Source organism: Paenibacillus sp. CFBP 13594, from assembly GCF_014842675.1.
Taxonomy (GTDB): Bacteria; Bacillota; Bacilli; order Paenibacillales; family Paenibacillaceae; genus Paenibacillus; species Paenibacillus amylolyticus_B.
In genome coordinates, this window is record NZ_JACYVQ010000001.1 from 1,579,925 (window position 1) to 1,599,081 (window position 19,157).

16 protein-coding genes are annotated in these 19,157 nt (G+C 44.4%); 4 read left to right on the forward strand and 12 right to left on the reverse strand.

What is annotated here, in order from left to right; translation table 11 throughout:
- Window positions 1-51 precede the first annotated feature (51 nt).
- Entirely contained in the window at window positions 52-2,208 is a 2,157-nt protein-coding gene (locus tag IFU39_RS06975; RefSeq protein ID WP_244660923.1) for an ArnT family glycosyltransferase, read from the reverse strand.
- 225 nt (window positions 2,209-2,433) lie between these two features.
- Here IFU39_RS06975 and IFU39_RS06980 point away from each other — a divergent pair, with 225 nt between their 5' ends.
- Together IFU39_RS06980 and IFU39_RS06985 are read left to right on the forward strand one after the other, a co-directional pair.
- Window positions 2,434-3,117 (forward strand): response regulator transcription factor, encoded by a 684-nt coding sequence (locus tag IFU39_RS06980; protein ID WP_091017711.1) that lies wholly within the window; start codon window positions 2,434-2,436, stop codon window positions 3,115-3,117.
- A complete protein-coding gene (locus IFU39_RS06985; protein ID WP_192131817.1) occupies window positions 3,117-4,637 on the forward strand; it encodes a sensor histidine kinase in 1,521 nt (506 codons plus the stop codon). The genes IFU39_RS06980 and IFU39_RS06985 overlap by 1 nt, the downstream gene beginning before the upstream one ends.
- Window positions 4,638-4,898: 261 nt before the next feature.
- Here the strand turns inward: IFU39_RS06985 and IFU39_RS06990 are convergent, their stop codons facing one another.
- Together IFU39_RS06990 and IFU39_RS06995 are read right to left on the reverse strand one after the other, a co-directional pair.
- Window positions 4,899-5,369, reverse strand: a complete 471-nt coding sequence (locus IFU39_RS06990) for a GNAT family N-acetyltransferase (RefSeq protein WP_192131819.1) — start codon at window positions 5,367-5,369, stop codon at window positions 4,899-4,901.
- A 295-nt stretch (window positions 5,370-5,664) separates the two neighbouring features.
- Entirely contained in the window at window positions 5,665-6,375 is a 711-nt protein-coding gene (locus IFU39_RS06995) for an SDR family NAD(P)-dependent oxidoreductase (RefSeq protein WP_192131821.1), read from the reverse strand.
- Between the two features lie 102 nt (window positions 6,376-6,477).
- On the opposite strand from IFU39_RS06995, the gene IFU39_RS07000 reads away from it, so the two are divergent.
- Window positions 6,478-6,837 (forward strand): MerR family transcriptional regulator, encoded by a 360-nt coding sequence (locus tag IFU39_RS07000; protein WP_076249478.1) that lies wholly within the window; start codon window positions 6,478-6,480, stop codon window positions 6,835-6,837.
- Between the two features lie 111 nt (window positions 6,838-6,948).
- On the opposite strand, the gene IFU39_RS07005 is transcribed toward IFU39_RS07000, so the two are convergent.
- The 5 genes from IFU39_RS07005 to IFU39_RS07025 all read right to left on the reverse strand — a co-directional run bounded on the left by IFU39_RS07005 (window position 6,949) and on the right by IFU39_RS07025 (window position 11,367).
- On the reverse strand, window positions 6,949-7,530 hold the full coding sequence (locus IFU39_RS07005; RefSeq protein ID WP_192131823.1) for a GNAT family N-acetyltransferase: 582 nt from the start codon (window positions 7,528-7,530) through the stop codon (window positions 6,949-6,951).
- 45 nt (window positions 7,531-7,575) lie between these two features.
- Window positions 7,576-8,151: a GNAT family N-acetyltransferase gene (locus tag IFU39_RS07010; RefSeq protein ID WP_192131825.1), complete on the reverse strand. Its 576-nt coding sequence runs from the start codon at window positions 8,149-8,151 to the stop codon at window positions 7,576-7,578.
- Between the two features lie 167 nt (window positions 8,152-8,318).
- Window positions 8,319-8,618, reverse strand: coding sequence for a hypothetical protein (locus IFU39_RS07015; RefSeq protein WP_192131827.1), 300 nt, complete (start codon window positions 8,616-8,618; stop codon window positions 8,319-8,321).
- Window positions 8,619-8,758: 140 nt separating this feature from the next.
- A complete protein-coding gene (locus IFU39_RS07020) occupies window positions 8,759-10,528 on the reverse strand; it encodes an ATP-binding cassette domain-containing protein (protein ID WP_192131830.1) in 1,770 nt (589 codons plus the stop codon).
- Window positions 10,513-11,367: an ATP-binding cassette domain-containing protein gene (locus IFU39_RS07025; protein ID WP_124114453.1), complete on the reverse strand. Its 855-nt coding sequence runs from the start codon at window positions 11,365-11,367 to the stop codon at window positions 10,513-10,515. The genes IFU39_RS07020 and IFU39_RS07025 overlap by 16 nt, the downstream gene beginning before the upstream one ends.
- A 112-nt stretch (window positions 11,368-11,479) precedes the next feature.
- Here IFU39_RS07025 and IFU39_RS07030 point away from each other — a divergent pair, with 112 nt between their 5' ends.
- Window positions 11,480-12,070, forward strand: coding sequence for a biotin transporter BioY (locus IFU39_RS07030; protein WP_192131832.1), 591 nt, complete (start codon window positions 11,480-11,482; stop codon window positions 12,068-12,070).
- 291 nt (window positions 12,071-12,361) lie between these two features.
- On the opposite strand, the gene IFU39_RS07035 is transcribed toward IFU39_RS07030, so the two are convergent.
- The 4 genes from IFU39_RS07035 to IFU39_RS07050 all read right to left on the reverse strand — a co-directional run bounded on the left by IFU39_RS07035 (window position 12,362) and on the right by IFU39_RS07050 (window position 18,988).
- Entirely contained in the window at window positions 12,362-13,831 is a 1,470-nt protein-coding gene (locus IFU39_RS07035; protein WP_192131834.1) for an Msr family ABC-F type ribosomal protection protein, read from the reverse strand.
- Between the two features lie 496 nt (window positions 13,832-14,327).
- Window positions 14,328-16,211, reverse strand: coding sequence for a beta-glucoside-specific PTS transporter subunit IIABC (locus IFU39_RS07040; RefSeq protein WP_192131836.1), 1,884 nt, complete (start codon window positions 16,209-16,211; stop codon window positions 14,328-14,330).
- A 211-nt stretch (window positions 16,212-16,422) separates the two neighbouring features.
- Window positions 16,423-17,253, reverse strand: a complete 831-nt coding sequence (gene licT, locus IFU39_RS07045) for a BglG family transcription antiterminator LicT (protein WP_192131838.1) — start codon at window positions 17,251-17,253, stop codon at window positions 16,423-16,425.
- A 292-nt stretch (window positions 17,254-17,545) separates the two neighbouring features.
- Window positions 17,546-18,988, reverse strand: coding sequence for a 6-phospho-beta-glucosidase (locus tag IFU39_RS07050; RefSeq protein ID WP_192131840.1), 1,443 nt, complete (start codon window positions 18,986-18,988; stop codon window positions 17,546-17,548).
- Window positions 18,989-19,157: the final 169 nt, after the last annotated feature.

Sequence of the window (19,157 nt, forward strand, 5' to 3'; positions counted from 1 at the left end):
TTTTTTCTGTCCTCTCCGTTATTGTGTAAATGACAAGTTCAATTTATATAGCTACAATTTCACTTCGTACAAGGTGGTCTGTCCGCTAAATCCAAAGCCAGCTCTGTTTCCGGTGTCTCCGTTATCCATAGATCCGCTGTCGGTGCCTGTCTTCCATTCTGAAGTTGGAATCTCGGTTCCATGCTCTTTGATCCAATCGGTAATTTCTGAGTTTCCTCCGCGACCACCCATGCCACCAACCATGAAGTATTTCACTTGCCCGCTCTTGACGAGTTGCTCAAGTTCCTCTGTTGTGTACACCGGGTCTGATCCGGAAAAACCGCCAAGCGTGATCACTGCTTCTTTCTCATCGATGATATAAGGTGCTGCCTGATTATAGTCCGTAGTGGCGAAGAGATACGTTTCGCCTGTATTGTGCTCTTTCAGATAATTCAGTGTGGCTGTATCCAATCCTTCGTTACGGTTGCCCATTCCGCCACGGCCGCCCATTGAAGGCATTTCTGTATCTCCTGCACCGTTACCCATCGGCATGCCCATTCCGGCTCCACCAAACATGCTATTGGAACCCGTGGGTCCTGCTGCCGGAATCATACTGTTACCACCATAAGTAATTGGGGTGAATGCCCAATAGATCGGACCGATCAGCATGACCATGAATCCCGCGATAATGAAGCCCTGTTTCCATCGTTGTGTACGATGTAGCATAACGACCAGGATGACCGTAACCAGAATGCCTGCGATTAATTCACTAATCGACCAGCCTGCACCAATCGTATCGTTATACACCTGCATGATATACCAGCCGAACAGCGTCGTAAGCAGTACGGACACCGGAAGCAACCAAGCTTGCCATCCGGTGCGATCACGATATAATTTCCACATCGCTACAAACCCTGCGCCAGTCAGTGCAGCAAGTGGAGGTGCAAGCATAATCAGATAATATTGATGGAAAAAACCTGCCACACTGAAAAAGGCAGCAACGGGAAGCAGCCAAGCCAGCCAGAACAAGGCCTCCTTGTGCTTGCTGGTTATATTTCTCCGTCTTAATCCTGCAAATATGGCAATGCACCCAAGCAATACAACTGGCATAAGCCAGCTGGCTTGACCTGACAGTTCAGTCTGGAACAGACGCAGAGGACCTTTCTCCCCCGTACCAAACATGCCTCCGCCACCATTACCGCCAAAATTTCTTCCATTTGGCATTTCCATATCATTTGGCATCTGCCCATTCGGGAAATTGCCATTCGGCCTATTCATGCCGCCCATGGCGTTCAAGCCGTTCGAACCATTCATATTATCGTTATCCGGTGCATCGACATCTTGCCCAGCCTCAGTAACACCACTGCCTGTCTGATTAGGAGATGAGGTCGAATCCCCTCGATTGCCACGATTATTTCCCTGTCCGATCCCATTTGGCTTACCGGCGTTACCTGCGGTATTCTGCTGACCCGTTAGGCGAGCCAGACCATTGTATCCAAAGGCGAGTTCCATGACCGAGTTCGTTTCACTACTGCCGATATAAGGTCTTTGGTCTTCAGGGATAGAATCCACTGTGACTGCCCAGGATAAGGAAACGACCGCCAGAACTGCTGTGCTGCCGATCATCAGGATGATCTTCCTTCTCCATTTCGCCTGAAATGCAAGCAGATAGAACAAATAAAAAGCCGGGAGAATCATGTAGGCTTGAAGCATTTTCATATTAAAGGCTATGCCTATTAACCCAAAGGCAACCAGAATGCGCCAAGCACTGCCTTGTTTGCTGCCTTTGAACAAAAACCATGAACCCAGCAGTAGTGTAAACACCAGCATGCTGTCAATATTATTGGTCCGGCTGACTGCCGCCACGACAGGCACAGTCGCCATTGCAAGCGCCGAGATCCGTGCTGCTGCAAGACCGTATGTAGGTTTCACCATGAAATAGATCAGGAGCACCGAACCGATTCCCGCTAATACCTGTGGCAAAATAACACTCCATCCGTGCAATCCGAAGACATAGGCAAAAGCCGTCTGAATCCAGAAGACCACAGGTGGTTTATCTACAGTGACGGAGCCTGCCGAGTCTAGTGAAGCATAGAAAAAGTTGTGGAAGTTGCTGAGCATACTACCAACGGCAGTCGTATAGTAGGAATTGGCATATTGATCGTTCCAGATACCGTATCCATTCAGAAACGCCGCCAGTAATACAATTGGCAGAAGGACAAAATCCATCCTTCTTTTGGTGTTATTCAATGTTAATCACTCCTTCAAAGTTCTTCATGTCTACTATTCTGACATGCCAAAATAAAACTGGGATGAGTGTCCGCTGAATGTTGTCTGAGGATAATTCATAATCCTTTCAGCTAAATTTCAGTTTGGCAAGCGATAATACAACATATAGTCCCTCTCACTTGAGGGAGAACTAAGATGGAAGCAAGCAAGGAGGAACCCTGCATTATGAAGCTTAGCAGCGGAATTAAAATACTATTGGCTGATGATGAACCACATATTTTGCAATTTCTGGAGCTTGGATTAAGCAATGAAGGCTTCGATGTGCGTACGGCACCGGATGGAGCGGCTGCGCTTGAGTTGGCTCTTGAATTCAGGCCACATATGGCTATTCTGGATGTCATGATGCCAGAGATGGATGGATTCGAAGTGGTCGAGCGACTTCGTAAGACTGGAACTCAGGTTGGCGTTATTATGCTGACAGCGAAGGACGAAGTCGAAAATCGGGTTAAGGGCCTTTGGCTAGGTGCTGATGATTACATGATCAAACCCTTTGCCTTCGACGAGCTGCTCGCTCGGATTCAGGCCAGACTGCGCAATCAATTTCCTTTATTAATAGGAGCCGTCACCCATGGTCCCTTCCGAATTGATGATCAGCGCAAAGAAATCACTTATCAGAATCAGGTCCTGGAGCTTTCTCCTACCGAATACGAACTGTTAAAATTTATTGTGCTTAATCATGGGATCGTACTTAGCAAAGCAACCATTTTGAGCCGGGTATGGGGGTATGATTTTGGCGGAGAAGAAAATATTGTGGAGGTATATGTTCGCTCCTTGCGCGACAAACTCGGGGACAAAGAGCATAAACTCATACGCACGCTTCGGGGTGTTGGGTACAGGGTGGACCTCTGATGAACTCACTGCCTAAGAAAAATAAACTTCATTTAAGACGTCTTCACCAATGGATCTGGCCCCGTTCACTGCGTTCTCAATTGCTCTCACGTTCTCTGTTCGTGCTTGCTGGGCTACTATTGTTAATCGGTATCCTGCAATTCTGGATCATGGAAAGCTTTCTGTATCGAAATCAGGCAAAAACCATGCAAGAACAGCTCATGTCCATGCCCCCGGTTTGGCTTGGAATCCAGTCACGTAGTGGCTCTTCCAACAATCCTTTTGGAGGACAGGCAGGTAACGGATCTGGCAATCGGGTGCTATTTATTCCGGACCGTTCACTGGCCCTGTTTGATAATCAAGGTACGTTCGAGGATGTTTTTGGGGAAGACGGTCTGAAAGCTCCTCATCTATCAAGCGTTGAATATCAAGACATTACAGCGGAGTTGAAAGAACAAAAACATATTCCCTACCGGATCGTAACGGATAGCCAAGGGAATGAGCAATTGATTGTATTCGCCTCACCAGGTCCACGCAATCGGGGCTTACCCATGGTCCAGATGGGCACAGCTACGAAGCCACTAAAAGACTTGATTATTAAACAGCTTCTGATCTTTCTGATGTTATCACTGTTGGCCATGGTAGCCGGTCTTATTTTATACACCAAGGTACTGCGCCGGACGCTGGTTCCACTATCCAACATGGTGAATAAAGTTCAGCAGATCGATGCAGGCAGCCTCGCAGAACGCCTTCCCGTCGTTCAGGGACAAGAGGAAGTGGATCAGCTCGCCGTTTCATTTAATGGGATGCTTGAAAGGTTGGAGAACTCGTTTGAAGCGGAGCGGGAATCGAAAGAGCAGATGCAGCGTTTCTTGTCCGATGCTTCCCATGAGCTTCGTACCCCGCTTACCTCCATTCACGGCTTCATTGAAGTTCTACAGCGGGGTGCAGCGACCAATCAGGATCAATTGTATAAAGCATTGGACAGCATGCACGGCGAATCGGTACGTATTAACAAGCTGGTTGAAGATTTACTGCTCCTGACCAAGCTGGATCAGGCTCCAAAGCAGGAACTGGAGGTCATTCAGCTGGACAGTCTGCTGCTCGAAATGCAACCACAACTTGCCATGATGGCACAGTTGAGGTCCATTCATCTGGACTTGACGGCTGCGGTCCATATACTGGCTGACCCTTATAAGCTGAAGCAGGTTGTGCTGAATCTGTTCCATAATGCGGTGCAGCACACCGATCCAGAGCATGGAGCCATCTCCATTACGTTTTATGCCACGCACCATAAGGCTGAATTGTCAGTAAAGGATAACGGCACAGGCATTGAACCTGCACATCTGCCCCATATCTTTGAGCGATTTTACCGCACAAGCAGTTCTCGTTCTCGCAAACAAGGTGGTGCAGGTCTCGGTCTAGCCATTACCCGCTCAATTGTGGAGTCGTATGGTGGGAAAATTACAGTACGAAGTCAGGTAGGCTCGGGAACTGAATTTATGATCTTGATGCCTCTGTATAAGGCTGATGTCTACTGAGCGTAGATTCTACGTAAGCTATAAGTTGGCTATAAACAGCTCTACGTAAGATCTACTTGAACATTACGCATGCTCCTGGTCCAGCTCACCAAACGCTGCTTTTCTTCCAGTTTAATTCAGGCTCTTCATTGCATGAAGAATCCCCCTTTCATTTCGTTTGAGAACTGAAGGGGGGATTCTTTTTTGTATCTGATTAGTATAGTGGTAGCCTAATTTTTACAGGCTGACGAATCTGAGGCGTCTTATTCAAGCATTTGAAGCTTATAAGTGCTTTTCATAAAATACCATTGTCATTTTGTCGTTAATTGCTTTTGTTGCACCCGTTTTTTTGTAGCCTATCTTTTCATACAAATAACAGTTCCCTTTCTCTTGTAAGATGGTACCCAAATTCCATGACTTTGCATCATCATATATCTGCTCAACCATTGTTAAGACTTTTTGAGCAATTCCTTTTCCTTGATGTTCTGGCAGTATAAAAATTGGGCTAACACTGTAGATTTGATTTTCTTTTTTCACGACTCTTATTCCACCAACAGCAATTTCAAAATGATGAATTATGAAATAATCTGTAAAAGATTGATTGATTTGAGTGATTATTCTTTCTACGGTTTCATTAGCGGGGCTTGTTTCAGAATCCTGATATTTTTCCAACAAAGGCATAAATGCTTTGACTTTCATCTCATGAATATTCACTGCATCTTTTAAATCTGCTTTATATAATGAAACCCCCATTAAATATATACCTCCGATTGATACGCTGGTTAGAAATATGATTTTATAGTACGTGCTCTGTTACCTTGGTACAAGAAAGATGTTCGTCTACGTTTGGTGTTTGTTTCATTTACAACAAATAAACAAGTTACAACTAACATATTTTTCTTATTCGACGTTATATTCTCATATTCCTTGCTACCTAAATAACGAAACCACGCCAATAGCTTCATCTAATTTTCCGCATCATCCAAGGGACGAGATCAGTCAGAATGGACCTCAAACTTTTAGACCCTCATCCCCATCATCTTATGGATTACCAAGGGTATACGCCATTCTCATCAAGGAACTCCCCATTATGGCGTTTACCATCTGTCGCATAACGCACGATAATCGCAGCGCCGGCTTCTTTTGATTTACCGCCTTCGGCATTGCCGTTAAGATCTGTTGAAGTGAATCCGGGCGTGACCGCAAAGACTTGAGCTCTGCTGTTTTTGACTTCATAGGCCATGGAAAGTGTCATGGCACTGTTTGCCGTTTTGGATGAGTTATAGTCGAAGGCATTTAAAGTAAATTCCGCATTTTGCATATGGTCCAGAGAAGCCATGTCGGTCGATACATTAATAATTGTACCTTCATTATCTTTGATTAACGGGAACAAGCGCTGATTCAAACGGAACGTGCCGAAAAAGTTCACTTCGAAGGCGTTCCGCAGGTCTTCCTCTTTTGTATCCGTGAAGGAATGAGAGAACGCACCAGGCATACCCGCGTTATTGATCAGAAGGTTTATTGAGGGATAAGTCTTATGAATCGTATCGGCTGCCTGCTCAATGCTCTTCAAGTCGATCATATCAATCTGTACAAATTCTACATCTAATCCCCTGGAAGTTAACTCCGAAACAGCTGCTTCCCCTCGTTCGACACTGCGTGCGCCGAGGATAACTTTCCAACCTGCTTCACCCAACTGCTTTACGATCTCATATCCAATCCCTTTATTTGCTCCAGTTACAAAAACAGTCTTTTTCATGCGAATCCTTCTTTCCCTAATATGATTTTTATTTAACAATGTATAAGTTACTATGCTACACTTAGTGTAGGTCAAATTATTTTTATAAAAAGAGGGATTAACATGTTAACGATTGGAGAAGTAGCGAAAAAAGTTGAGATTTCAATTGGAGCGATCCGCTTTTATGAAAGAAAGGGATTGCTGAAACCTGCTGCACGAAATGAGCAGAATAACCGCCTTTATTTGGAGGATGATCTGAACTGGCTGGTTTTTATCAAATGCCTTCGTGAAACCGGGATGAGTGTGGAAGACATCAAAAAGTATTATGATCAGGTCAATGAAGGAACCTCCACGCTGAAGGAGAGAACCAAGCTGATTGAGGATCAAAAGCAAAAGTTGCTGAATGATATCGAGGAGAAAAAAGCGCAGCTTGTTCATTTGGATAACAAACTGGAACGCTATTATCGTGGAGAAAATTATTAACACTTGTCCTATAAACTAAATGACAGAAAAAATCAGGCAGCCAGCAATAACTGTCTAACCTGATCCGAAATTTTGATATTATAGCTATTTTCAATGAGGATAAAAGTTCAATCAAAAATGACCTTCGCGCTTACACAGTTGATAATGGACATAGGGTTCATTCTCGATCTCTATCAAATTTAACCGTTCAAAATTACATTTCTGTATCACCTTATTGGATGCTTGATTGGTAATCAAAGCGATGGCATTTAATATTTCAACGTTTGTATGTTCAAATAAATACTCCGTCATTCCTTTTACTGCCTGCGTTGTATAGCCACGATTCCTGAAGTGTTTCGAAATACCGTACATAATCTCCCGATTAGGCGCTGGTAACTCATCCTTAATTCCTGAGCAGCACCATCCGATAAACTTGTCAGTTTCTTTGAGTACAATACCCATACGTAAATATAACTCTCCGATATCCCCTCCCGCCATCACAGCTTGTTTAAAACGCTGATTTTCAGGGATTTCATATTCGGTGAGCCACAGGGTCCTGTCTTCAATCGTAGCGTTCCATCCCGGTAGGAATTCATACACCTCAGGTTGCCACGTAATTTCTTGCAGTTTCTCTAAATCTTCAATTCGATACTCGCGCAAATAAATATCCTTGCAGTCGATGATTAACTCATCGGTTAGTATGGGTTGGTTCATAGTTCCTCCTACTACACATTTAATTACACCTTATTAGCCTTTACTTCAAACAAGCCCCTCTTTTGCCATAAACTCATCTTTGGTTAATCCAAAGAGGATCAGATCCTGGTATTTCCCATCCGTATAAATCACCTGACGACGGACACCTTCCTGAACACATCCAAGTTTTCTCATCATGGCTGCAGAAGGTTCATTTCCTTGGAGTACATAATCATTAAATTTGTTGAGCCTGCGCTCGAAGAAGGCATACTTCAACAAGATTCGAACGGCTCTGGTTCCGTATCCTTTTCCTCGATGATCCCTATCAATTTGAATACCAATGCTAAAGGTACCGTTCCTTTCATCAATGCTATTCAGATTCACACCTCCGACATTTTCACCATCCATATTTACAATTGTAAACATGATCCGTCCTTTGGCTAAAGAAAAATCAGAGAAGTTATCCGTGAAATTCTTCGCTTCAACATGGGTTGGCGGTAACTCTACTGCACACTCCAATAACCGACGGGCAGGTGTATCAAAGCGGTTATAATAATGATCCTCCCAATCTTCCTCACGCAAAGCACGTAGTCTGACCTTATCATCCTGCCAGAAATATTGACTATAATCGATCTCTCTCATCCCAAGTCCCCCCGCATATTTAACCAGATTTTTACTTCGAGCTACAAACATAATAACCCATAATGTGGAATTGGAGGAGATTTGTTTTCATTAAATACAACGAAAAATAACCCCCGAACAGGACAAAACCTGTCGGAGGCTATACTCTAATTTATCTCAAATTGTCATTACGATTCTTCCGGGTATTGAGGTTTGGACACGTTATCCGGAACCGTTTCGTCAAAAACATCCTGACCTGGATAATCCCGTACTTCTCCCTCGTGAAGTTCATGATTTTCATAATCAAAACGATGTGCAGACCTCTGATCCACCCGCCACGGAGAACTTTTCCCGAGAGACTCGGATAACAGAGATGAACCGTAAGGACCCTCCGGGAATTCTTCAAGAGTGATATCGTTTCGCTGCGACTCCACCGTAGACACATCGGTATATTCTTGCCGTTCTTCACGCAAAAACTTATCTTTCATCGTTTATCCCTCCTGATCCACTTCAGATGATCAACGTCCACTTATTGTGAGCGAGGACAAACGCTTTTATGCATGATCTTTGGAAAACACTGCGTTTAGGTTTCGATCCATTACCGGATCCATCACGATCATTATCGCCATCACAATTGACGAATCCATATTAATAGTACAAAAACAATGAGGCCAGCGAGGCTAATCCAGGTATCACGTTTGGACCATACCAATAACGATGAACGTCCTCCGAGCTTAGAGTGCTCTCTAACTTTACGCATTTCCATCGCAATGGTCATATCCTCTGCACGTTGGAACAGTGCCATTAACAAGGGAATCACCATCGGACCCAGGTCACGAATTCGAACGGTATTTGGTCTTAAAGCTGCCTTTCCACGTGCCCGTACGATCAGTGAGAATCGCTGCCACTCACTCCAGATCATCGGGATAAACCGAAAGATTAACGAAACAGCTAGAGCGAACGAAGCTACGGGCAACCTGATCTTTTTACCGATACCGAGTACCCAGTTAAGCCCTTCTACCATTCGCCCATAAGGTGTCGTCAACGAAAACCAAAGGCTTGCCAATGTGACGATAAACAATCGATACACATTCAGCAAAGTGCCCTCCGCCTGCATCAGGGAAAAGCCAAAGTGCAGACCTCCTCCCTCTGTTGAAAGGGTTGTCCCAGATAACGCCGTTGATATGATGAAAAAGAATAACAGTGGCTTCATTAATTTCATACATCCAGCCAAAGTCTGACGCGGGAGCACGGCAAGTGCTGCTATTACCGGCACCAGTGTTAACGTCAATCCCAACCAGCGCTGTTGAAGCATCGCAGCAGTGACCAGCAAGATATACAGAATCCATTTCAGACGCGGGTCCATGACGCCATATAATCCGCCTGAATGAGTCCATGTGTTCGGAAGAAGCTTTGGATCATCTTCCGTTTTAATGGACGACAGCATCAGTGCTTCTTCTTCATATTTCATTGCAACGCTCTTGACTTCCTTCGTTACCGTCCATGATGCTTCTATCGATTCATTTTGAATCTGTACTTCAACTGGCTTGGACTGAACAATACACTCAGCCATCTCTTCTGGCGTCATCGCGGTCAAAGGCAGCTCAAGACCCGCTGCTCTAAACTGCTGTGCCAATCTCATCGATGGTGGCAGTCCGATTCCTGTCTGCTCCAACAGTTCAGGCCTTTTGTGAAGTTCTCTCGGCGTAAGATCGGCGATTAAACGGCCTTCCTGCAACAACAATACTCGATCCGCACAAGGCAAAAATGTATCCAGATCATGGGTTGCTACCACGCCCCCACCACCTGCCAGACGATGTTGCTCCAATACATCCAGCAAAAGCCCGACACTTTGCGCTTCCAACCCTGCGCTTGGCTCATCCAGCAGAAGCCAGTGTGGATTGGTCACACTTCCGAGAGCAAGACCTAACCTGCGCTTCTCTCCCCCACTTAGAGCAAATGGTGACCTGTCCAGATGAAAACGTCGGTCCAACTCTGAGGACACTGGCGGGTCCCATTGCTTCAGTGCTTTTGTGATCTGCTCTTGTTGCTGTTTCTCTGAAAGTCGATAGGGACGTAGAGAATATGTGAATTCACGCTGAATACTTCGGGCAAACAGTTGTTGTTCCGGAAATTGAAACAATAGTCCCATTTGCAATAAAATCGACTGCGGCACTTTTCCTTCTTTCCAGAAAGGTGTGCCATCCAATGTGATACTTCCTGCATCGGGCGGTCTCAGACCAGCCAACGTCTGTAGTAAAGTTGTTTTTCCTGAACCCGTACAGCCCAGCAGCAAGGTGATTTCCCCACTGTTCAACTGGACACTCACATCTTCAAGCAGTGCACGTTTGCTCGATTCCGATGCTTCTATACGTATATTGGTTAGCTCGATCTCCAACGTGCGACCTCCTTAGCCAGTTGCTCAGGTCGCAGTGGCATGGCTTCTGACATCATACCTTTTTGCTTGAGCAATAACGCAGTTTTTACAGTAAAAGGAGGATCCAACCCTAACCATTCACAGGGGGATAGCTGTACATTTTCCCGTGTAGCCTTCTCATTCAGCTCTGTTTCATAGAAAAAGGACTCCGGCTCCCCGTCGTACACACAACGTCCCCTCTCCATAGCAATGATTCGATGACACAGGGTTGCTTCCTCCAGATGGTGTGTAATCCAGATCACCGTTGTCCCTCGCTGGGTAATCTTCTGAACGATGGCCTCGATACGGTCTCTTGCTCCGGGATCAAGCATGGCTGTTGGCTCATCCAGAATCAATATATCCGGTTTGGCTGCGAGCGCTACAGCAATATTAAGCAGTTGTTTCTGTCCACCGGATAATTGTGAGACAGCCTTCTCCGGGGGGTATTGAAGTCCTACAGTATGTAATGCATCCTGCCTGCGCTCCAATTGCTCTTCTACAGAATCCATCAATGGTGACAGTGCAAAATGAAACTCCTCTTCAATCGTATCGCCTAGTACCTGTGCATCCGGTTGCTGCAATACACCCCGAACGGTAAGTTCATCCGAGATATCCCGTACCCCTCCAGATAGTGGAATGAATCCAATCAGCAGTCCAGCAAGTGTGCTTTTTCCACTGCCATTCGCTCCTACAATACTAATCCATTCTCCTTGGTGCAGCATAAGTGAGACCCCATCCAGCGCTTTCCTCACCTGACCACCTTCGGAAACATAATGCACCCGAACATCTTCTAATGTAATTATAGGCAGGTTGCCTTGCATCGTAAATTAGTCCTTTCCCTTTCTATTTTTATGTGGTACGATCCTAATCGTCAACCACATTTATATAATTGGTTAACAATCATATTACCAAAATGGAGAGGATTGTTCAAACATGAAATTATCTTTGCGAGGTATTGTATTCAGCGCACTTATGGCCGCAATTTTAGTACTTTTTGGTTACATAAGCATTCCCATTGGCTTCTCCCCTGTACCGATAACATTACAAACCTTGGCTGTCATGCTGGCCGGAGGATTACTTGGTCCACTATATGGTTTCCTTAGCGTTACCATGGTTGTTCTGCTCACCGCTCTTGGTTTCCCCTTGCTGCACGGGACCGGAGGACTTGCGGTACTTCTTGGACCTACCGGAGGATATGTGATGATGTGGCCGATCTCCGCTTTATTAATTGGACTGTTGCTTGCACGAATCAACATCAAAGGTGTCACAGGATTCATTCTCGCTTTTGTTGTATTTGAACTCTTTGGTTCACTGCTCGTGTATGTATCGGGTGTCCCTTGGCTTGCTTATGCTTACAAAATGAACCTACCTGAGGCCATGATTCAAGGGTTTTATCCTTACATTATTGGGGATCTGATTAAAGCTGTATTTGCTGCCATCATCATTGCGCCCGTGCGCATGGTTTTCCCACCTCAACGTCTCACAGGTAACATGCATTCAGCGGTTGTAAAAGCGGAGTCTTAATAGAAGCTACATAAGGCATCCGATCTGCCTATCTTTGAAAACGACAAAACCGCCAAAATCACTTTGACGGTTTTCGTTACTTCTCATCCCCTATAAATTTATATTCTATATAAATTGAAATAAACATTTACACGAAACGGAGAGGACAGAAAGAGCCTGAAGAAGCGAAGCGTTCGCCTTTATCCCCGGATTTACTCCTTTATAAAAGGAATCAAAATAATCTGGGGATAACAGCGATCGGAAGGTTGTTCTGTCATCGTAGTGTCCAGTGTAAATATTCTTTAGTTCAACTTATATATTCACCTGAATTAATTGACGCTCTATAATCTGAAATTGTTGATCCGCTGTATTTTCAATAAACCTCTGATCATGAGATACATACAGAATCGTTCCTTCATAGGCCTTGATAAAACGCTCCAACGCTTCCAATGCATGCATATCAAGAAAATTCGTCGGCTCATCCAACAATAGAATGTTATATTGGCCCAGAAACAAGTGACATAATTGAAGACGAATCGCTTCTCCTCCGCTTAATGTCCCAACATTCTTCAGCAAGTCATTACCTGTAAACTGCATCGCATGCAACGCACTTCTGAGCTCTGATTCCTCATATTGCGAACGATTTTTCAGGAATTGTAAGACGGTCTCTTTTGTCGTGAAACGATAACTCAATTGCTGAAAATAACCGAGCTTTGCTTTTGGAGACATGGTGATGTGATCCCCAGCATGGAAAACATGGTTAAGCAATGTGCTTTTCCCACTGCCATTGGCTCCGGTTATCGCTATTTTTTGTTTTAATGGAACCTGAAAACTTACATCCTCCAACAATATGTGACCTTCCACCTCAAGTGTAAGGCGATCAGCCATAATTGGAAATCGGTTGTGCAGCTCCAATGTCTTCGGCTGACGGAAGATCATTGGCCGAACCTGCTGTACCGCATTCACCTCTTGAAGTTGTTGCATTCGTTGTTCAATTGCTTTAGCAGCACGATGCACTGCTTTTTGACTGGTACCTTTGGATTTGGTTTCAACCATACGGTTTGCCTTTGCCTTGGATTCTTTTTTGGACATGCTTCCGGCCTGTGTTATTTTCTCGGCTTTCTTCATCTTTTCCCGGGCGGCCAGCTCCAATCGCCTTTTTTCCTTCGAGAACTGTTCATGGGCCTGGTATTGTTGTTCACGTTCCAGCCTCTTCTGTACCTGATAATCGCTATAGTTTCCGGAATATACGTGAACCTCACCTTGATGGATTTCCCAGATCGTGGTCACCAGTTCATCCAGAACCGCACGATCATGACTGATCAGCACAAGCGCTCCATAGTAATAACGCAATTCATCCAGTAAAAATGTAATGCCCTCTTGATCCAGGTGTGTTGTTGGTTCATCCAGTAACAGTACTTCATGATAATGAGTGAACATTTGAGCCAGTTTTAGACGGGTCTGTTCTCCGCCACTCCATGGTTGATCGTGTTGAGTTATGGCTAATTTACTGAGTAAAGCCCCATCAACTTCAATACTTTCGTTAGACTGGGGTGGTTCCACTTGTTCCAAATAACCAAAATCTGCAAAACGTTTTACCTTTCCGGCAGTTGGCTGGATCTGCCCCGTAATGAGTTTTAATAGTGTACTTTTACCCTGACCATTACCACCTACTACACCAATGCGATCCAGTTGATGCACAGCCAGTCGCTCAATGTTCAGTATTACTTTATCCATATAGGTCATCTCAACCTGTTCTAATTCAAAACATATCTTTTCCATATTCGCTACCTCCGAAATAAGATTTATTTCGTATCGATAGCGAAGCACGCTTCTATCGATACGAGCTTATCGTGCCAGCTCGTATCAATAGAACAGTAACGTCATCATAGCGGTTACCTCCAGTAGTCTGTATTGAGCGCCTTTACCTAAATTATTTACATGATTAAGTTAATTAGAAGAAAAAAACAAAGAATCACAGGCCACGGCCTGTGATTCAACGTAAACGGGAAAGCGAGTAAAACACTTATTTTAAGGTCAGGATGATTGAAAATGACAGACTGATCCCGTTTACTCTGAACCAATGGTCAGAGCCTTTGAACGTATTCAATTACCGATTCAAAGGGAGGAAACGCAGTCTCATCGCATGTGTCATGTTCAATAATCCACCTTTCATTATCATGTATAGATGTACAATCCTAATTATAATTTTCCAATTCCACCATGTCAACGGAACGATGAAAACACTTCACCATCAGATTAATACATCAATCTACTTTTATTCCTGTCCCCTTCCTCCATTCAACTTCAATAGAAGCTCCTGGCTATGAACCTGACCTGTAGCCTGTGGAATTACATCCTCGTAGTTGGCTGAGTTGGTTACTATAATCGGCGTTACCGTGTGATAACCAGCAGCCTTAATCTGTGCAATATCGAATTCAAGCAACAGATCTCCCGCTTGGACCCTGTCCCCTTCCTTGATATGGGAAACAAAATGCTGCCCATCCAATTTAACGGTATCTACTCCCACGTGAACCAATATTTCAGCACCGGTGTCTGATACTACAGCCAAGGCATGTTTTTTCTTAAATGCAACGGTAACTGTACCGTCAAAAGGCGCTACGACTCTGCCCACAGCTGGCTCAATCGCAATACCTTTACCCATGGCTCCCGATGCAAAGGCCGGATCTGGAACTTCCGATAATTCAACAATTGTTCCTTCGATTGGGCTAAATACAATTTCGTCCGAAGCATTCGCTGCACGAACAGGTTGCTCGGCAGATGCAGCAGGTTCGGTTTTTGTTTCTTCTTCTACCGGATCTTTAAAGCCCATAATGTACGTGAGTACAGCCGAAACAACAAAGGATACTACGATACCCAGAATCAATCCTGGGAAACCTTGTCCACCTGGTCCGTAGAAGATTGGCAAGGTCAGCAACCCTGGTGCACCGGATGCAAATGCCAATGTACCCGCTTGACCAATGATAGCTCCACCAACTGCACCACCGATAACTCCTGCAATGAATGGACGTTTCAGTGGTAATGTTACCCCATAGATGGCCGGTTCCGTAATACCGAACAAAGCCGTCAACGTGGATGATCCCGCCAGCGTTTTCAGTTTTTTGTTCTTGGTTTTCAACATAACCCCAAAAGCAGCACCCGTTTGAGCAAAGATTGAAGCTGTCGCAGCGGGTTTTACGCCATCCTGTCCATACACTGCAACGTTATTGATAAATACCGGAATAAGACCCCAGTGTATTCCGAAGATCACGAGCAGCTGCCAGCTTGCACCCATAACGGCTCCAGCGAGCAATGGACTGAATCCAAATGCGGCAACGAGCCCGGCTGCAATTGCATTACCAACGTACACACCAAATGGTCCGAATACCAACAGTGTCAGCGGTACCATAATCACTAACAAAAACAATGGTGTAACAAAGTTTTTCACACTATCGTGAAGTGTCTTATTAAAGAACTTCTCCAACTTGCTCATGACAATGACAGCTAAAATGATAGGAATAACCGTTGATGAATAGTTCATCAGAATGACAGGGATACCGAAGAAATCCGTTGGTGTTCCCTCTGCTTTCAACGTGATGATGGATGGATAGATAAGTGCCCCTGCAATCGTCATCGCTACAAACATATTACCCTGGAATTTACGTGCTGTTGTAACCGCTAACAACAGAGGCAGGAAGTAGAAGAGACTATCTGCTGCTGCATACAGGATCGTATAAGTTGTTTCTGTCGTTTCCAGCCATCCGATATTGCTTGCAATCAACAATAACCCTTTTAGAATACCGGCTCCCGCCATAACTCCCAGAAGTGGAGCAAAGATGCTGGAAATGATATCAATGATACCGCCAATCCCCTTGGCTTTTTTGCCCGGTTTTTCTTTATTTGACGAATCATCCAGAATGTTACTGATCTGTCCAATGGCATTATAGACTTCAGGTACCTTGTTACCAACAACAACCTGAAACTGACCTCCATTTTCTTTGACTGCAATGATACCTTCTGTTTTCTCCAGTTTGGCTTTGTCTGCCTTGGCATCGTCCTTCAATACAAACCGTAATCGTGTTGCACAATGAACCAGCGATTCCACATTTTTCTCACCGCCGACCAGTTCTACAATCTCTTTGGCCAGTTTCTCTTGACTCATGATCTGCACCCCCACTTTTTCTCAAACAGGCCCTTTACCGATTTTTTTGCACGCAAAAAACCTAAGCCTTGAGCAAGGGGACACAATGGTCCTGACCTTCTCATGACTTAGGTTTTGCCTGCATAACCAGTAACAATCCCAGTTAAATCGTATTCAATTCCTGTTAATCACATATTATTATAATTAAACCATTTTTGTCAACATTTAAATATTATCGATTAACCACTCGTTCGATATGAACCGTCAGATACAATTTTTCTTCATTGGTCAGCTCATGGTTGTATTCCTTTTTGACAAACAACTCAATTTTCTCCGTACACGCTGCGGCATCCGGATGTTTCTCCTTAATCATGTCATAGAAGTGATCATAGTTGTTGTCGTAATGCGTACCACTGAGCACACGCTGGGAGAAGAACTTCAGATGTGTGATAAAGCGAAAATAACTGAGAGAGTCCTCATCAAATTCCATTTTGAAATGATATTTCGCTATATTAATAATCTGCTGGATAAACTTCGTAATATTCATCGTTGTAATAACTTCTTCGTTCATCTCTGCGTTGACCATATGAAGGGCAATAAAAGCGGCTTCATCTGGTGGAAGCTCAATATTCATGCGGGTGTTGATCTGTTCCAGCGTCCTCAGACCCAGTTCGAATTCGGGCTTGTACAACTGTTTGATCTCCCACATTAATGCGTTCTTGATCTCCACGCCTTCCCGATAACGTTCGATGGCAAAGTTAATATGATCCGTAAGGGACACATAGATGTTCTCATTGAGCTTTCGGCCCAGATTCTCACGCGCATACGTGATGATCTCTTCCACAATTTCAATCAGTTCCATCGGAACTTCACGCAGCAGCATTTTGAAATTATCGGAAGTTTGTTTGTTTTTCAATGCAAATACTTTCTGGATGCGGGTCTCGTCTACTTTATCCCCCGGCTTTTTCTTAAAGGCAATCCCACGTCCCATCACCACAAGCTCTGCTCCATCCGCCTGATAGATGCTAATGACGTTATTGTTGATAACCTTTGCTATTTTCACATCAATCCCCCCGTCACGTTCCACTCTCTTGGCAGTTATACATCGTCTTTTGGGCATACAAAAAAAACCTGAAGCATCACAAAATAAACAAGACATGGTGGTCTGCTTTTTTTGGTGCTTAGGTTTTGCCTACTTCAAGTAGTAACAATCCCAGAAACGATATAATTGCGTCAAGTATAGCGCGAACCTGACTATATGTCAACGCTTTCAATGTGAGGACAATCGGAAGTTCCATAAATTCATGGTTCTTCCGATTGCTTATAATTAGAGCTAATCCGATTTACCTTTATGACTAAGCGTCACCCAGGTTTGATCCGTTGGATTCGATCACATTTTTGTACCAATTAAAACTCTTCTTCTTCAGTCGTGTCAGCTCACCTTGACCTTCATTATTACGATCCACGTAAATGTAGCCATAACGTTTTCTCATCTCACCTGAGGATGCACTTACAATATCAATAGGTCCCCAGCTGGTGTAACCGATAATGTTAACCCCATCCTGAATGGCCTCACCCATTTCAGCTACATGCCGTTTCAAGTAGTCAATCCGGTACGCATCATCCACTTCACCTTCCGGGGTAACCACATCATTGGCACCAAATCCATTCTCAACAACAAACAGAGGCTTCTGATAACGATCATGTAGTTGATTGGCAGTAATACGGAATCCTTTGGGATCAATCGTCCATCCCCATTCGGACTTCGCCAGATATGGATTGGCTACCGAGCCAAATACATTACCACTGGTCATATTTTTGATAACTTCCGGATCGGTGCTGGTTGTACGACTTGAATAATAGCTGAACCCGATATAATCTACGGTATGATTTTTCAAGATTTCGGCATCACCCGGCTGCATAACGATGTTCAATTCGTGATCTTTGAAGAAACGTTTGGCGTAACCCGGATATTCCCCACGTGACTGCACATCGATGAAGAAATAGGATTCTCTATCTTTTTCCATGCCCTGGAACACATCTTCCGGATTACAAGTATACGGATAGAAGCTTCCTGCGGCGAGCATACACCCAATCATGGCACCGGGAATAATCTCATGACATGCCTTGACTGCCAGTGCACTTGCAACCAGTTGGTGGTGAGCAGCCTGATATTGAATTTCCTTGATGTTATCCCCTTCATTAAACGCCAGCCCCGCTCCAAGGAACGGAAGATGTAACAGCATGTTGATCTCATTAAATGTCATCCAGTATTTCACCTTGTCTTTGTAGCGAGTGAATACCTTTGTAGCGTAAGTCTCGAAAAGAGTTACCAGTTCACGACTTCTCCAGCTGCCATACTTCTCGATCAGATGCACAGGCACATCGAAGTGAGCCAATGTAACCACAGGTTCAATGCCGTTTTTCAACAATTCATCAAACAGGTTATCGTAAAATTGTAATCCCGCTTCATTGGGCTGTGCGTCTTCTCCTGTTGGGAAAATCCGTGCCCAAGCAATGGAGACACGCAGTGCTTTGAACCCCATTTCTGCAAACAGAGCAATGTCTTCGGGGTAACGGTGATAGAAGTCGATCGCTTCATGTGAAGGATAGAACTCGGTAGCAAGCGGCGTAAAAGCCGGAACATGACCTTTCATAATGCTTCTGCGGTTCTCACCTGTTGGCAGCAAATCAACGATACTCAGCCCTTTGCCATCTTCCAGATACGCGCCCTCCGCCTGATTGGCAGCAATGGCTCCACCCCACAGAAAGTCTTTAGGAAACTTAAAATTCGTCATCATCATTCTCCTTCCAAATATGTAATTCAGCTATCCGCTCCAATCGTAAGAAACATTAAAAAGACAAAATATTTAAGTTGAACTACACAATTACACATAAACGGAGAGGACAGAAAAAATCTGGAGAAGCGAAGCGTTCGCCTTTATCACCGGATTTCCCCTTTAAAAA

Bases quoted from the DNA above. Each gene is read 5' to 3' on its own strand.
- IFU39_RS06975 (WP_244660923.1), bottom strand. From the start codon at position 2,208: ATGGATTTTGTCCTTCTGCCAATTGTATTACTGGCGGCGTTTCTGAAT.
- IFU39_RS06980 (WP_091017711.1), top strand. From the start codon at position 2,434: ATGAAGCTTAGCAGCGGAATTAAAATACTATTGGCTGATGATGAACCA.
- IFU39_RS06985 (WP_192131817.1), top strand. From the start codon at position 3,117: ATGAACTCACTGCCTAAGAAAAATAAACTTCATTTAAGACGTCTTCAC.
- IFU39_RS06990 (WP_192131819.1), bottom strand. From the start codon at position 5,369: ATGGGGGTTTCATTATATAAAGCAGATTTAAAAGATGCAGTGAATATT.
- IFU39_RS06995 (WP_192131821.1), bottom strand. From the start codon at position 6,375: ATGAAAAAGACTGTTTTTGTAACTGGAGCAAATAAAGGGATTGGATAT.
- IFU39_RS07000 (WP_076249478.1), top strand. From the start codon at position 6,478: ATGTTAACGATTGGAGAAGTAGCGAAAAAAGTTGAGATTTCAATTGGA.
- IFU39_RS07005 (WP_192131823.1), bottom strand. From the start codon at position 7,530: ATGAACCAACCCATACTAACCGATGAGTTAATCATCGACTGCAAGGAT.
- IFU39_RS07010 (WP_192131825.1), bottom strand. From the start codon at position 8,151: ATGAGAGAGATCGATTATAGTCAATATTTCTGGCAGGATGATAAGGTC.
- IFU39_RS07015 (WP_192131827.1), bottom strand. From the start codon at position 8,618: ATGAAAGATAAGTTTTTGCGTGAAGAACGGCAAGAATATACCGATGTG.
- IFU39_RS07025 (WP_124114453.1), bottom strand. From the start codon at position 11,367: ATGCAAGGCAACCTGCCTATAATTACATTAGAAGATGTTCGGGTGCAT.
- IFU39_RS07030 (WP_192131832.1), top strand. From the start codon at position 11,480: ATGAAATTATCTTTGCGAGGTATTGTATTCAGCGCACTTATGGCCGCA.
- IFU39_RS07035 (WP_192131834.1), bottom strand. From the start codon at position 13,831: ATGGAAAAGATATGTTTTGAATTAGAACAGGTTGAGATGACCTATATG.
- IFU39_RS07040 (WP_192131836.1), bottom strand. From the start codon at position 16,211: ATGAGTCAAGAGAAACTGGCCAAAGAGATTGTAGAACTGGTCGGCGGT.
- IFU39_RS07050 (WP_192131840.1), bottom strand. From the start codon at position 18,988: ATGACGAATTTTAAGTTTCCTAAAGACTTTCTGTGGGGTGGAGCCATT.